Origin of the sequence: Kitasatospora sp. NPDC001540 (assembly GCF_042894345.1) — a bacterium.
Taxonomy (GTDB): domain Bacteria; phylum Actinomycetota; class Actinomycetes; order Streptomycetales; family Streptomycetaceae; genus Kitasatospora; species Kitasatospora phosalacinea_C.
On record NZ_JBIAVO010000007.1, the window covers coordinates 1 to 14,858 of the forward strand.

Genomic DNA, 14,858 nt, shown 5'->3' on the forward strand with positions numbered 1-14,858 from the left:
CCGTCATCAACAACGGCTCCCTCGGCATGGTCCGCCAGTGGCAGACCCTGTTCTACAACCAGCGCTACTCCAACACCGTCCTGCACTCCGGCCCCACGGCGGACGACAGCGGCTCCGCCGCGGGCGACGGCATCGAGCCGACCGCCTGGCGGGGCACCCGGATCCCCGACTTCGTGCTGCTCTCCGAGGCGATGGGCGCGGTCGGCCTGCGCTGCGAGCGCCCCGAGGACCTGGACGACGTGATCAAGCAGGCCATGGAGATCAACGACCGTCCCGTCGTCATCGACTTCATCGTCCACCAGGACGCGATGGTCTGGCCGATGGTCGCCGCGGGCACCTCCAACGACGAGATCCAGTTCGCCCGGGGCGTCCGCCCCGACTTCGGCGACGACCTGGACTGACCCCCCCGGCGGAGACCCGCCCCCTGATCGCCGGCCGCAGACCCCCTACCCCCGGAGGGGTCTGCGGCCGGTGCCTTTCCGTCCGGCCGCAGCGGTGGGCGTGAGGAACGCCACTCCTTGACCAAGCCTTTACCTTGTCTTGACCCCTTACGGACGCGGGCCCACCTCTGAAAAGGTGGTACGAGCCAACCAGACGGCCCCGGACCGCGCCCGAAGGGATCCCTCCCGTGCCCGTACCACGCATGCAATCGACCCCGCTGCCCGGCATCGGCGTGCAGTACGACCTGACCACCCGGGAACGCCGGCACGTCTCGGTGATCGCCCACCGGGACGGCACCCGCACCCTCAACACCTACCGCCGCGAGGACCCGGACGCCTGCGCCCACTCGCTGCACCTGACGGAGGGTGAGTCCGCCGCCCTGGTCGACGCCCTGGCGCCCTCCCACCACAGCCCCAACGTGCTGCACACCTCCGGCCTCGGCCTGGTCGCCGAACGCGTCGAGCTCTCCGGCGGCTCGCACTGGAACGGCCGCCCCCTCGGCGACACCCGGATGCGCACCGAGACCGGCGTCTCCGTCGTCGCCGTCCTCCGCCGCACCGGCGCCGTCCCCTCCCCCGCCCCGGACTTCCGGCTGGCCGGCGGGGACACCCTCATCCTGATCGGCACCCGCGAGGGCGTGGACGCCGCCGCCGCGATCCTCGGAAGGGAGTGAACGCTTGCACACCGCCACCGTCTTCATCGAACTCGGCGCGATCATCCTCGCCCTGGGGCTGCTGGGCCGCGTCGGCTCCCGGTACGGCCTCTCGCCCGTCCCGCTCTACCTGCTCGGCGGGCTCGCGTTCGGCCACGGCGGGCTGCTGCCGCTCAGCGCCAGCGAGGAGTTCGTCGCCACCGGCGCCGAGATCGGCGTGGTCCTGCTGCTGCTGATGCTCGGCCTGGAGTACACCGCGGCCGACCTGGTGACCAACCTGAAGAGCCAGTACCCGGCCGGGATCGTCGACTTCGCCCTCAACGCGCTGCCCGGAGCGGCGGCGGCCCTGCTGCTGGGCTGGGGGCCGGTGGCGGCGGTGGTGCTGGCGGGGGTCACCTGGATCTCCTCGTCCGGGGTGATCGCGAAGGTGCTCGGCGACCTGGGGCGGCTCGGCAACCGGGAGACGCCGGTGATCCTGAGCATCCTGGTGCTGGAGGACCTGGCGATGGCGGTCTACCTGCCGATCCTGACCGCCCTGCTGGCGGGGGCCGGACTGCTGGTGGGCGGCCTGACCCTGGCCGTCGCGCTGGCGACCGCGGGCGCGGTGCTGTTCGTCGCGCTGCGGTACGGGCGGCTGATCTCGCGCTTCGTCTCCCACGACGACCCGGAGAAGCTGCTGCTGGTGGTGCTGGGCCTGACCCTGCTGGTCGCGGGGATCGCGCAGCAGCTCCAGGTGTCGGCGGCCGTGGGCGCGTTCCTGGTCGGCATCGCGCTGTCCGGCGAGGCCGCGGAGGGGGCGCACACCCTGCTCAGCCCGCTGCGCGACCTGTTCGCGGCGGTCTTCTTCGTCTTCTTCGGCCTGAACACCCATCCGGCCAGCATCCCGCCGGTGCTGCTGCCCGCCCTGGCGCTGGCCGTGGCCACCGCCCTCACCAAGGTCGCCACCGGCTACTGGGCCGCCCGCCGGGCGGGCATCGCCGCCAAGGGCCGCTGGCGGGCGGGCGGCGCGCTGGTCGCCCGCGGCGAGTTCTCGATCGTGATCGCCGGGCTCGCCGTCGCCGCGGGCGTCGAACCGTCACTGGGTCCGCTCGCCACCGCGTACGTGCTGCTGCTGGTCGTCACCGGACCGCTGGCCGCCCGGTGGACCGAGCCGCTGGCCACCCGCCTCACCCGCCGCCGCGGCCCGGCCGTCACGGCCAGGGCCCAGCCGCTCCCGGAGGAGCCCGGCGTCCACGTCTGACACCCCGGGCGGACGGGGCGTCACAGCCCCGGGCGGGCGGGGCGGGTTCAGGACCCGGCGACGGCGACCCGGCCGTTGCGCAGGGAGGTGCGGCCGCGGGCGGGGGTGTCGAGGGCGCGGGCGAGGGTGAGCAGGTCGTCGTCGGCGGTGACCCGGAAGCCGTGCTCGGCGAGCAGGGCGGCCATCCGCTGCGGCGTCCAGAGCGAGCGCCAGGGTTCGCCCGCGGTGACGGAGTCGCCGAGCAGGCGGGTGAGCAGGCGTCCGGCGGCCGCTTTCGCGGACGGGGACTGGTAGTTGAGGACGAGTGCGCTGCCGGGGGCGGTGCGCCCGGCGAGCGCGGCGAGGGTGGCGCGCACCTGCGCGCGGGTGAGGTAGGGGACGACGCCCTCCCACAGCCAGGTGGTGGGGGCGACGGGGTCGTGCCCGGCGGCGGCCAGGGCGGTGGCGAGGTCGTCGACGGCGAGGTCGACGGCGGTGAAGTGGACGGAACGGGCGACGGGTTCGGCTCCGGCGGCGGCCAGGCGGGCGCGCTTGTCCCGCTGAGAGGCGGGGTGGTCGACCTCCCAGACGTCGGTCCGCGCGAGGTCGGCGAGCCGCCAGGCGCGGGTGTCCAACCCGGCGCCGAGGACGACGAGTTGGCTGCCCGCCCGGCTGCGCAGCGCCTCGTCGATGGCGACCGTCCGGGGGACGGCGACCTCGGCGCAGGCCCGGACGCTCTCGTAGCCGGTGCGCTCCCGCCAGCCCTGCGGCGGGGTGCCCGCGCGGACCTGCTCCACCACCGCCCGTTCCCCGTCCCGCAGCAGCCGCACCGCCACCGGGTCGGCGAAGCGCCCCACCGCGGCCCGCCCGTCCGCGGCCGCCCGCCCCTGGCAGACCAGCACCGCCGTCCGGCTCGCCGCCCGCCCGTGCTGCTCGCGCTGCGCACCGTGCGCGTCCCGCGCGCCGTGCGCGTCCTGCCCGCTGCGCCCGTTCTCGCCCATGGGCCCGTTCAACACCCGGCCCCTCAGCCCTCGGCGGGTGCGGCGGCCGGTCCGGCGGCGGCCATCAGTACCTGCCAGGGGGCGGAGTCGAAGAGGAGCGTGATCGCGGTGATCCGGCCGTCGCGGAGCCGGAAGTGCTCGGCGGTGCGCTGGGTGATGCCGACGGCCGGGACGGTGTGCAGGTCGTAGAGCAGGGTGGCCTCGTCCGCGCCGTAGAGCTCGCTGATCAGCTCGACCCGGTCGGTGATGCCCAGCAGCCCGTCGAGGCCGTCGAGGTGGCCCTCCGGACTGCAGGAGGTGACGAACGGGCTGCGGAAGGCGAACTCCTCGCCGATCAGGGCGGCGGCCGCGGCGACGTCGCCGCCGAACCGGGCGTCGTAGTAGGCCCGGACGGTGGCGCGGACGGTCGGGTCGGCGGTGCGGGCGAGCGGGTCGGCGGTCATGCGGGGTGCACGCTCCTGGTGGTTGCGGTTCAGGTGGTCGGGTGCGGGGTCTCGCCCTGCTGCCGGGCTCCGGCCAGGTGCTGTTCGATCCGCTGCTGGTTGTCGACCAGGCGCAGGCACAGGTGCCGGAGCCGGGCGAGTTCCGTCTCGTCGAAGCCCCGGAAGAGGGCGGCCATGGCGCGCTGCGCGGGCTCGCGGAAGGCGGCGAGCCACTCCCGCCCGGCCGGGGTGATGCGGGCCCGGACGGAGCGGCGGTCCTGCCGGTCGGGGACGCGCCGGGCCAGGTGTTCGCGTTCCAGCGTGTCGACCAGGCCGGTGACGTTGCGGGAGCTGACGCCCGCGGCGCGGGCCAGTTCGCCGATGCTGAGCCCTTCCTCGGGGGCGGTGCCCAGCCGGGCGAGGAGGTCGAGCGCCCCCGCGCTGAGGCCGCGTCCGCCCGCGCCGTGCGCGCGCAACCGGTCGACGGCCTGGGCGGCCGAGCGGACGGCGGCGGCGGCCTCCAGGGCCAGGGTGGCGTCGCCCTCGGCGAGGGCCTGCAGGGAGGAGCGGACCCCGGGGTCGTAGAGGGAGCCGTCCGGGCCGCTGGCGAGCTCTCGGGATTTATGTACGTCATTCACAATGAAGCAATACCCTAGTTCGGCGCGGACGGCGCGTCAATCGCCTGCTCCCTCCGATCCTGCTCCACCCGGGCCGAGTTGACGTCCCATCAGGAGACGGACTGGAGGAACGTCGGGGTCGACACCGGGGGCGCGGACGGTGTCCGGGTCAGTCGGCCCGCAGCAGGGCGGGCAGTTCGGCGCTGTCGATCAGGTGGGCCCGCGCGGGGAGGACGTGGTGGAGCAGGACGTCCTGGACCGCGGCGTCCGGGTCGGCCACGCCGTCGGACAGGACGTAGAGCCGGTAGTCGCGGTCGGCCGCGTCGATGACGGTGGACAGGACGGCGCCGCTGGTGCTGACGCCGGAGACGACCAGGGTGGTGATGCCGCGCTCGCGCAGCTGCCGGTCGAGGTCGGTGGTGGACAGGCCGCCGTGGCGGACCTTGCGCACCACGATGTCCCCGTCCCGGGGAGCCAGCCGCTCGTGGACGGCAGCGGCCGGGTCCCGGTGGTGCATGGCGCGGTGCCGGGCCAGCGGGGCGAAGGACTTGTTGGAGTCCGGGATCGCGTCCCAGTCGGCGTCGGTGAAGCCGGTGCGGACGTAGGCGACGGTGCCGCCGTGCGCGCGGACGTCGGCGACGGCCCCTTCCAGCCGGCCGAGCAGGGCGTTCCGGTCCTCGCCCCCGGGCACGACGGCGAGGACCGCGGGCTGGCAGTCCACGACGAGGAGGGCGGTGCGGGCGGGGTCGAGTGCGGGGGCAGTGCTCACGCGGGTGTTCTCCTGGCTGGTTGGTGTGCCCGTCGACGCGGACGCGCACCGGCGGGTCCGGACGCGGCGGTGGCGGTGTCTCACGTACGGCTGGGGGCCGGTTCCGGCTCGGGCTGCGGTGTCCGGCCGGGGCGGGGCAGCAGGAGCGGGGTGGCGAGGATGAGCAGGCCCGCGGCGGCGAGGGCGGTGCGCGGGCCGGTGAGGTCGGCGAGCAGGCCGCCGAGCGCGGTGCAGAGGGCGATGGCCGCCTGCTGGCCGATCGACCAGGCGGTCAGGGTGCGGGCGACCAGGTGGGCGGGGGTGCGTTCGAGCCGGTAGGTGGCCAGGACGGGGGTGTACAGGCTCATGTTGACGATGATCGCCAGCTCGACGGCCATCACGGTGACCAGGCCGACGGCGCCGGGGCGGACGAGGACCAGGCCGATCAGCCAGACGGCCCGCAGGGCGCCGACGGTCCGCAGGACCCGGTGGCGGCCGTGGCGGGCCACGACGCGGGGGGCCAGCCGGGAGCCGAGCAGTCCGCCGAGGCAGGGAGCGGCGAAGGCGAGGGCGTACTGCCAGGGCGGGAAGTGGAGTTGGCGCAGCAGCAGGACGGCGAGCAGCGGTTCGGTGGCCATGATCAGGCCGGAGACGAGCATGTTGTTGAGGTGGAGCGCCCGCAGCTCGGGGTCGCCCGCGATGTGCCGCCAGCCGTCGAGCAGCCCGCCCGCCCGGCCCGGGTTCCGCTCGCCCGTGCGCGGCGCCTCCTCCCGGCCGCGGATCGCGGTGACGCCCAGCGCGGAGAGCAGGTAGCTGACCGCGTCCGCGAGCACGGTCACCACCGGCCCGAACAGGCCGATCGCCGCCCCGCCCAGCGGCGGCCCGACCGCGATGGAGCTCCAGTTCGTGGACTCGAAACGGGAGTTGGCCACCAGCAGGTCCTCCGGCCGGACCAGGGCCTTGAGGTAGGAGCCACTGGCCGCCCCGAAGGCGATCTTGGCTGCGGCGACCACGGCCGAGACCACGAGCAGGTGGACGAAGCCGAGCCGGCCGAAGGCGTAGGCCAGCGGGACCGTCGCCATGGCCGCGCACCGGACCAGGTCCATCGCGATCATGACCGGGCGCTTGCGCCGGAACTCCACCCACGGCGCCAGCGGCACCGCGATCAGCGCCCCCACCGCCGGCCCCACCGCGGACAGCGCGGACACCTCGGCGGGGCTCGCGTGCAGCACCAGCACGGCGATCAGCGGCAACGCCCCGAACCCCAGCCCGGACCCGTACGCGCTCACCGCGTACGCCGCCCACAGCCAGCCGAACTGCCGCCCCAGCCGCCTCCTGCTCACCATGCTCGGCGCACTCCCCTCGACGTCCCACCCGAACAAACCGACGTTGACCGGAGAGAGGTAAGCGGAGCGGATCGTGACAGGTCAAACAGCCGATCCGCCATCACCCCACAACCACCCGTTGTTCACCGAGGTGGGTCGGCGTGGGCCTCGAAGCAGGACGGGACGGGCGGGTCCACGGCGGGACGGGCCGGTCCAAGGCGGGACGGGACGGGCCGGGGCGAGGCGGAGTCACCGGGCCGGAACCGGGATCGGCCCGTTGTCGCCCCTGGCCGTTCCGGTTCCCTCCGGCGGCCGAGGGCGGCTGCGGGCAGCCGGTCCCGGCGAGGTCCTCGGCCAGGTCCGCGAGGGTGACCTCGGCGTTCAGCGAGGACACGAGCTGCCGGCCCAGCGGTCGCAGGGCGCCGAAGTGAGGCGGGCGGCTCGCGGCGGTCGGATGCGCGGGTCCACCGGTACGGCCTCCGGGAGACGGCGGAGCGCCCGCCGGACCTTGCGGTCCGGCGGGCGCTCCGGTGGCGGCGGGTCCTCGGCGGGCCGTCAGCCGTCGGAGTAGCTGAGGTCGCCGACCGACCAGGCGCTGATGTCCTCGATGGCGATCCGGTACATGCCGCCGGTGTGCGGCAGACCGAAGTCGCCCTGCAGGATGCGGGCCCGGTGGAGGTGGAGGTGGGTGGGGGGATGGGGGGTGGCTTCGGGCGGGGGCGGGGCGAACAGGGCGGCGAAGGGTTTCAGGTGGTCGGAGGTCTGCAGGACGTCTGCGACCCGCTCCCACCACAGGGCGACCGGGGCCAGCCTGCCGGTGATCACCGCACCGGGAACCACCACTGTCACGGACATCTGGTTGCTGTGCTCGGACTCCACCATCGCGGCGATGTCGACGAGCAGCCCGTCAGGGTTCGACATGAGTCCGAGCCTAGGCCACCACCAGGCCTCGACGACAGGATTCCCCCCGACCCCTGTCCGCTGCGGCGGCCCCGAGGCGGCCCCACGACCGCTCCACGGCGGCTCGGCAGCGGCTCGGCAGCGGCTCGGCAGCGGCTCCGCGACCCGCTCCTCCGGCCTCCGCAGGACGCAAAAATGGGAGAGCGCTCTCCCGCTTGACATGAATTCTTCCAGGTCATCACACTGCTGGGGCGAGAGAGCGCTCTCAGCGCTCACCCTCTCTCTCGCTGCGCGACCGCACACCCCACCCCCACCCCCACCTGCACGCGCACCCGAGGAGCCGACAGATGCTCGCGTCACGCCTGCCCCGAACGCCCCGACCGTCCCGAACCCACCGGACGTCCCGGACCTCCCACACGTACCGGACACCCCGAACGCCCCGGCCTCCCGCCCGCTGGAGCGCGCCCCTGTGCGCCCTCCTCACCGTCACCGCCCTGCTGGCGGGCCTGGTGCTCGCCCTCGCCCCGGCGCCGCCCGCCCGGGCCGCGGCCACCCTGCTGTCGCAGGGCCGCCCGGCCACCGCCTCCTCCACCGAGAACGCCGCCACCCCCGCCTCGGCCGCCGTCGACGGCAATACCGGCACCCGCTGGTCCAGCGCCGCCGCCGACCCGCAGTGGCTGCAGGTCGACCTCGGCTCCAGCCAGGCCGTCAGCCAGGTCGTCCTGCAGTGGGAGACCGCGGCCGCGAAGGCGTACCAGATCCAGCTCTCCACCGACGGCGCCACCTGGACGACCGCCTACTCCACCACCACCGGCACCGGCGGCACCGAGACCCTCAACGTCACCGGCACCGGCCGCTACGTCCGGATGTACGGCACCGCCCGCACCACCCAGTACGGCTACTCGCTCTGGGAGTTCCAGGTCTACGGCACCGGCACGCCGCCGAGCACCTGCGGGGCGTCGAACGCCGCGCAGGGCCGCCCGGCCACCGCCTCCTCCACCGAGAGCGCCGCCACCCCCGCCTCGGCCGCCGTCGACGGCAACCCCGGCACCCGCTGGTCCAGCGTGTTCGGCGACCCGCAGTGGCTGCAGGTCGACCTGGGCTCGGTCCAGAGCGTCTGCCGGGTCCAGCTCCAGTGGGAGACCGCGGCCGCGAAGGCGTACCAGATCCAGCTCTCCACCGACGGCGCCACCTGGACGACCGCCTACTCCACCACCACCGGCACCGGCGGCACCGAGACCCTCAACGTCACCGGCACCGGCCGCTACCTGCGGGTGTACGGCACCGCCCGCACCACCGCGTACGGCTACTCGCTCTGGGAGCTCCAGGTCTCCACCACCACGAGCGGCAGCAACTCCCCCACTCCCAGCCCGAGTCCGAGCAGCACGCCGCCCGCCGACCCGTTCTGGGGCGACACCGGCAGCATCCCGGCCGCGAAGAACGTGCTGACGGTGAAGGTGCTGAACCGCACCAACGGCGCCTACCCGGACAGCCAGGTGTACTGGAGCTTCAACGGCCAGGTGCACTCGATCGCCGAGCAGCCGTACCTCGACATGCCCGCCAACTCCGCCGGACGGATGTACTTCTACCTCGGCTCGCCGACCAGCAGGTACGCCGACTTCATCGAGTTCACCGTCGGACCGGACGTGTTCAACGGCAACACCACCCGGGTCGACGCCTGGGCCCTGCCGCTGGCGATGCGGCTGCACGCGGCCGACGGCTACGACGTGCAGGTCGGTGACGCGCGGTCGGTGTTCGACGAGAGCCGCACCCAGCTGTTCCAGGACTTCGCGAACGCCGTCCCGCCGGAGTTCAAGGTGCTGGCGCAGACCGAGGCCCCGTACCGGATCATCGCGCCGGGCAGCGACCCGAGCTTCCGCACCGGCGGCGTGAACGCCAACTACTTCACGGCGTACGCGAGTTCGGTCGGCGTCAACGAGAGCACCTCGAACATCTTCGGCTGCGCGGGCACCATGGCCGCCGACCCGGGCATGTGCTCGGCGCTGAACCGGCACGTGGCGACGCTGCCGCAGTCCCAGTGGTCCGACCCGACGAAGTACTACGCGGCGGGCCCGGCCAACTACTACGCGAAGTTCTGGCACGACCGCGCGATCGACGGCCTGGCGTACGGCTTCCCGTACGACGACTACGCGGGCCAGTCCTCGTACGTCTCGCACGCGAACCCGCAGTGGCTCGAAGTCGCCGTCGGCTTCTGAGGCCCGGCGCGTCCCCCACCCGTCCGTCCGCGAGGAGAACCGTGAACGCACGCTCGGCCCGCCCGCCGGGATCAGCCCCGCTCCCCCGGCGCACCACGAAGACACCGAAGACACCGAAGACGCTGAAGACGCTGTGGACGGCGGCGCTCGCCGTCCTGGCCCTGCTCACCTCCCTGCTGGTCGCGGGCACGCCCGCCGCGCAGGCCGCCCCGGCGCTGCTGTCGCAGGGCCGCCCGGCCACCGCCTCCTCCACCGAGAACACCGCCACGCCCGCGTCCGCCGCCGTCGACGGCGACGGCGGCACCCGCTGGTCCTCCGCCGCCGCCGACCCGCAGTGGCTGCAGGTCGACCTGGGCGCGGGCGCGACGCTCAGTCAGGTCGTGCTGCGCTGGGAGACCGCGGCCGCGAAGGCGTACCAGATCCAGACCTCGAACGACGGCGCCACCTGGACGACCCTCTACGCCACCACCACCGGCACCGGCGGCACCGAGACCCTGAACGTCACCGGCACCGGCCGCTACGTCCGGATGTACGGCACCGCCCGCACCACCCAGTACGGCTACTCGCTCTGGGAGTTCCAGGTCTACGGCACCGCCGGAACGGGCGGCGGGGGCGGCAGCACCTGCGGCAGCCAGAACGCCGCGCTGGACCGGCCGGTGACCGCCTCCTCCGAGCAGAGCGCCGCCTTCCCGGCCGCCGCCGCGGTCGACGGCGACGGCGGCACCCGCTGGTCCTCCGCCGCCGCCGACCCGCAGTGGCTGCAGGTCGACCTGGGCGCGGTGCTGCCGGTGTGCCGGGTCTCGCTCGCCTGGGAGGCCGCGTACGCCACGGCCTTCCAGGTCCAGGTCTCCGCGGACGGCGCCACCTGGACGACCCTCTACTCCACCACCACCGGCCCGGGCGGCACCCAGGCGCTGGCCGTCACCGGCACCGGCCGCTACGTGCGGGTGTACGGCACCGCCCGGGCCACCCAGTACGGCTACTCGCTCTGGGAGTTCCAGGTCTTCACCGGCGGGGGCGGCAGCACCCCGACGCCCACCCCGTCCCCCACGCCCACCGGCGGCAACGGCAGTTGCGGCACCGTCAACGCGGCGCTCGGGCACCCGGCCACCGGCTCCTCCGCCCAGGACGGCAACCCGGCGTACGACGCCTTCTACGCCACCGACGGCAGCACCCTGACCCGCTGGTCCTCCGCGGTCGGCGACCCGCAGTGGATCGTGGTCGACTTCGGCGGGAGCCTGCCGGTGTGCCAGGTGGTGCTGCAGTGGGAGAACGCGTACGCCACCGGGTTCCGGATCGAGCTGTCCAACGACAACGCCACCTGGACGTCCGTCTACTCCACCACCACCGGCACCGGCGGCACCCAGACCCTGAACGTCACCGGCACCGGCCGCTACCTGCGGCTGTACACCACCGCCCGGGCCACCGCGTACGGCGTCTCGCTCTGGGAGCTGGCCGTGCGCACCGTCGGCGACAGGACCGTCACCATCCCGCCGCCCGCGCCGAAGCCCGCGCCGGGCACCTGCCCGTGGCTGAACCAGCCGACCGTACCGGTGGCGACCCGGGTCGCCCAGCTGATGGGCGCGATGACGCAGCAGCAGAAGGACCGGCTGCTGTACGGCGACGGCTCCGACGTCTACATCGGGCAGATCGCCGGGCAGCCCGACCTGTGCATCCCGGACGTCAACTTCGAGGACGGGCCGAGCGGGGTCGGCGACGGCCTCGGCGGCGTCACCCAGTTCCCCGACGGGGAGGTGTCGGCGGCCACCTTCGACCCCGACTACGTGCACGAGTTCGGCGTCGCGGTCGGCCAGGAGTTCGCGGGCAAGGGCGTGCACGTCTCGCTCGGCCCGACCGTCAACATGGTGCGCGACCCGCGCTGGGGGCGGGCCTACGAGACCTTCGGCGAGGACCCGTACCTGAGCGGGCAGATCGCCAGCGCGGACGTCCAGGGCCTGCAGAGCCAGGGCGTGATGGCCGAGGTCAAGCACGTGGCCGCGTACAACGTCGAGCAGCCCTCCGCGCCCGGCAACGAGATCGTCGACGCCCGGACCCTGCAGGAGATCTACCTGCCCGCGTTCCAGACCGCGATCGAGAAGGGCGGCGCGGCGGCGCTGATGTGCGGCTACAGCATGGTCAACGGCGAGTACTCCTGCCAGAACCCGGCGCTGGAGAACGTCGCGATGTACCAGCAGGCCGGGTTCCAGGGGTTCATCACCTCGGACTGGGGCGGCATCCACTCCACCGTGCCGTCGGCCAACGCGGGCGAGACCGTGGAGATGCCGTTCGACGGGTTCTTCTCCGCACCGCTGCTGCAGGCCGTCGCCAACGGCCAGGTCAGCCAGGCGACCTTCGACACCATGGTCTCCCGGGTGCTGACCCAGATGTTCCGCTTCGGCCTGTTCGACAAGGCGCCCAGCGGCTCCAAGACCGCGATCGTCGCCACCCCGGCCCACCGCGCGGTCGCCCTGCGCGGCGCCGAGGAGGGCACCGTGCTGCTCAAGAACGACGGCCTGCTGCCGCTGGACGCGCACGCGGGCCGCTCGATCGCCGTGATCGGCACCCAGGCCGGTCCCGGCACCCTCACCTCCGGCGGCGGCAGCGGCAACGCCACCAGCTCCGGCACCTACACCCCGCTGTACGGCCTCCAGCAGCGCACCGCGGGCACCGGCACCACCGTGGCCTACGACGACGGCACCAACCAGGCCTCGGCGGTCGCGCTCGCCCGGGCCTCGGACGTGGCGGTCGTCTTCGCCGCCGACGACTACGGCCACGAGACCGCCGACACCACCACCCTGAACCTGCCCGGCAACCAGGACGCGCTGATCTCGGCGGTGGCCGCGGCCAACCCGCACACCGTCGTGGTGCTCAGCAACAACTCGGCGGTCATGATGCCCTGGCTGAACCAGGTCTCGGGCGTCTTCGAGGGCTTCTACCAGGGCCAGGAGTTCGGCGAGGCGATCGCCGCGCTGCTGTTCGGCGACGTCAACCCCTCCGGGCACCTGCCGATCACCTTCCCCGCCTCGCTCGCGCAGGTCCCGGCGAACACCCCCGCCCAGTGGCCCGGCACCGGCGGCACCGTCCAGTACTCCGAGGGCCTGAAGATCGGCTACCGCTGGTACGACAGCAACAACCTCACCCCGCTGTTCCCCTTCGGCCACGGCCTGTCCTACACCACCTTCGCCTTCTCCAACCTGCAGGTCGGCCCGCTCACCAACGGGAAGGCCACCGTCACCGCCACCGTGACCAACACCGGCACCCGCCCCGGCACCGAGGTCGCCCAGCTCTACGTCGGCGCCCCCGCCGCCACCGGCGAACCCCCGCACCAGCTCAAGGGCTTCCAGCGGATCACCCTCGACCCCGGCGCCTCCGCCACCGCCACCTTCACCGTCTCCGCCCACGCCCTCGCCCACTGGGACACCACCACCTCCCACTGGACCGCCACCGCGGGCACCTACCGCATCCTGGTCGGCGACAGCTCCCGCAACCTCCCCCTCGCCGCCGACCTCACCAACCCCACCACCGTCACCGCCGACCCCATGGACTGACCCCCCACCACCCGACCGCCGGGGGCACCCGATCCGGGCGCCCCCGGCGCCGTCGCGTCAGGCGGGCGTGCAACGGTTCGACAGTCCGTTTACCGGCGGGCCCCCGCCCGGGGTGGTGTCCCGGGCGAGGGCCGGTCGGCCGTCAGGGGGTCAGCCGAGTTTCCACTGCTGGTTGCTCTGCCCGTTGCAGGTCCACAGCTGGACCGGGGCGCCGTTGGCCGTCGAGGCTCCGCTGACGTCCAGGCAGAGCCCCGACTGGACGCCGGTGACGGTGCCGTTGGCGTTGCGGACCCACTGCTGGTTGGGCTGCCCGTTGCAGGGCCAGACGATCGCCTTGGTGCCGTTGGCGGTGCCCTTGTCGTTGGCGTCGAGGCACAGTTGGCTGCTGCCGGAGTAGACCGTCAGCTGGCCGGAGGCCGTGGCGGTCCAGGTCTGGTTGGCCCCGCCGGAGCAGGAGTAGATCTGGGTCTGGGTGCCGCCGGTGGTGCTGGAGCCCGGGACGTCCAGGCACTTCCCGGCGCCGACGGCGCGCAGCGGCCCGGTCGTGCTGCCGGTGCCGGTGCCGGTGCTGTAGCCGGCCGCGGCGATGTTGGCCTGGACGGCGTCGTCGGTGGCGTCGGACGGGTAGCCGCTGACGACGGCGCCCTCGTAGAAGGTTCCCAGGCTCTGGTTGGTGTTGCCGTTGCAGCAGTCGCCGCCGCTGCCCAGGATGATGGCGCCCTGCTGCTTCATCGGGCTGTAGCCGGGCGGGAGCGCGCCGTTCCAGAGCGTGGTGAGCCCGCCGGACTGGGCGTTGCCTCCCTTCAGCGCGAAGCGGGTGGTGCCGTTGTTCTTCAGCATCGCGGTGACGTAGCGGCTGGTGAAGGCCCGCTGGTTCTGGTTCCAGGACTGGCTGCCGCCGGAGTACAGGCCGTACTCGAGGTCGGCCTGCACCCACGGGCCGGTCCCGGAGCAGCCGCCGAACCAGCAACTCGTCCCGAAGTAGATGGCGTTCATGGCCCCGGCGCCGTCCGCCCTGCGGTCCGTCTCGCTGTTCCCGTAGTCGAAGCAGCAGCCGCCGTTGACGTGCGTCCCGCTGGTCACCATGTACGCGCCCTGGGGGGCGCTGCCCAGCGGCATCCCGGAGGAGGAGCCGTCGTGCCAGTAGCTGTTGCCGGGGTTGATGTAGAGCGAGTACGCCTTGGACCCGCCGAGGGCGAGGGCCTCGCTGGTGGCGCTGGCCGGGGTGTCGCTGCCCCCGGCGCCGCCGGGGCCCTGGTAGGCGAGGTCGTTCCCGTGGCCGGACTGGTCGAAGACGATCGTGACCACGCAGGAGGTGCCGGCGCAGAAGGCGTCCTGGGTGGCCGCGTTGGCGACGCCCCCGGCGGCGACGGGGGCGATGTTCTGCGTCCTGCCGTCCGAGGCCCGGCGGACCTGGTAGAGCGCTCCGCCGTACGCCGCGTACAGCGCGCGGGTGGTGGAGTGCGCGGCGACGCAGGGCGTGCCGCCCGCCGCGTAGAGGTCGCAGGGGCCGGTGGTGGCGGCCTGCGCGGTGCCGGCGAGTCCTCCGGTGCCGGTCACGGTGCCGACGACCAGCAGGATCGTGGCGAACACGCGGACCAGCGCGCGGAGTCGGGTCCGGGGCGGGGGTGCGGGCGTCGGGTGGTCCGGACGGCGGCTGTCACGCATGGGGGCTCCCTGCGGCTCGTCGGGCGGGTGTGGGACGTGGGGCGTGAGGTGCGGGGCACGGGGCGCGGTGGACGGCGGCGGGCCCGGGACGCGCGCCGGGC

12 protein-coding genes are annotated in these 14,858 nt (G+C 74.0%); 5 read left to right on the forward strand and 7 right to left on the reverse strand.

Annotated elements, in window-relative coordinates:
• The 3 genes from ACFY00_RS11295 to ACFY00_RS11305 all read left to right on the forward strand — a co-directional run.
• Positions 1-401 (forward strand): thiamine pyrophosphate-dependent enzyme (locus tag ACFY00_RS11295; protein ID WP_388029825.1); only part of this gene is annotated, 401 nt, incomplete at its 5' end.
• A gap of 242 nt (positions 402-643) precedes the next feature.
• Positions 644-1,114, forward strand: a complete 471-nt coding sequence (locus tag ACFY00_RS11300; protein ID WP_388029827.1) for a cation:proton antiporter regulatory subunit — start codon at positions 644-646, stop codon at positions 1,112-1,114.
• A gap of 4 nt (positions 1,115-1,118) precedes the next feature.
• Complete coding sequence (locus tag ACFY00_RS11305) at positions 1,119-2,333, forward strand: cation:proton antiporter (protein ID WP_388029829.1); 1,215 nt, start codon at positions 1,119-1,121, stop codon at positions 2,331-2,333.
• Between the two features lie 47 nt (positions 2,334-2,380).
• Here ACFY00_RS11305 and ACFY00_RS11310 read toward each other — a convergent pair whose 3' ends face one another.
• From ACFY00_RS11310 to ACFY00_RS11335, 6 genes are all read right to left on the reverse strand, one after another.
• On the reverse strand, positions 2,381-3,313 hold the full coding sequence (locus ACFY00_RS11310) for a class I SAM-dependent methyltransferase (RefSeq protein ID WP_388029830.1): 933 nt from the start codon (positions 3,311-3,313) through the stop codon (positions 2,381-2,383).
• 23 nt (positions 3,314-3,336) lie between these two features.
• Positions 3,337-3,756 (reverse strand): nuclear transport factor 2 family protein, encoded by a 420-nt coding sequence (locus ACFY00_RS11315; protein WP_388029832.1) that lies wholly within the window; start codon positions 3,754-3,756, stop codon positions 3,337-3,339.
• Between the two features lie 29 nt (positions 3,757-3,785).
• On the reverse strand, positions 3,786-4,373 hold the full coding sequence (locus ACFY00_RS11320) for a MarR family winged helix-turn-helix transcriptional regulator (protein ID WP_388029835.1): 588 nt from the start codon (positions 4,371-4,373) through the stop codon (positions 3,786-3,788).
• 148 nt (positions 4,374-4,521) lie between these two features.
• Positions 4,522-5,121 carry a cysteine hydrolase family protein gene (locus ACFY00_RS11325; protein WP_388029837.1) on the reverse strand — a complete coding sequence of 200 codons (600 nt, stop codon included), beginning with the start codon at positions 5,119-5,121 and terminating at the stop codon, positions 4,522-4,524.
• An 80-nt stretch (positions 5,122-5,201) separates the two neighbouring features.
• The gene (locus ACFY00_RS11330) at positions 5,202-6,446 is read right to left on the reverse strand and encodes an MFS transporter (protein ID WP_388029838.1); all 1,245 of its coding nucleotides are present in this window, start codon (positions 6,444-6,446) and stop codon (positions 5,202-5,204) included.
• Between the two features lie 534 nt (positions 6,447-6,980).
• Positions 6,981-7,346: a hypothetical protein gene (locus ACFY00_RS11335; protein WP_388029839.1), complete on the reverse strand. Its 366-nt coding sequence runs from the start codon at positions 7,344-7,346 to the stop codon at positions 6,981-6,983.
• Positions 7,347-7,672: 326 nt separating this feature from the next.
• On the opposite strand from ACFY00_RS11335, the gene ACFY00_RS11340 reads away from it, so the two are divergent.
• Positions 7,673-9,541 carry a discoidin domain-containing protein gene (locus tag ACFY00_RS11340; RefSeq protein WP_388029842.1) on the forward strand — a complete coding sequence of 623 codons (1,869 nt, stop codon included), beginning with the start codon at positions 7,673-7,675 and terminating at the stop codon, positions 9,539-9,541.
• A 122-nt stretch (positions 9,542-9,663) separates the two neighbouring features.
• Positions 9,664-13,089 carry a discoidin domain-containing protein gene (locus tag ACFY00_RS11345; protein WP_388030218.1) on the forward strand — a complete coding sequence of 1,142 codons (3,426 nt, stop codon included), beginning with the start codon at positions 9,664-9,666 and terminating at the stop codon, positions 13,087-13,089.
• A 150-nt stretch (positions 13,090-13,239) separates the two neighbouring features.
• On the opposite strand, the gene ACFY00_RS11350 is transcribed toward ACFY00_RS11345, so the two are convergent.
• A complete protein-coding gene (locus ACFY00_RS11350; protein ID WP_388029844.1) occupies positions 13,240-14,757 on the reverse strand; it encodes an arabinofuranosidase catalytic domain-containing protein in 1,518 nt (505 codons plus the stop codon).
• Positions 14,758-14,858: the final 101 nt, after the last annotated feature.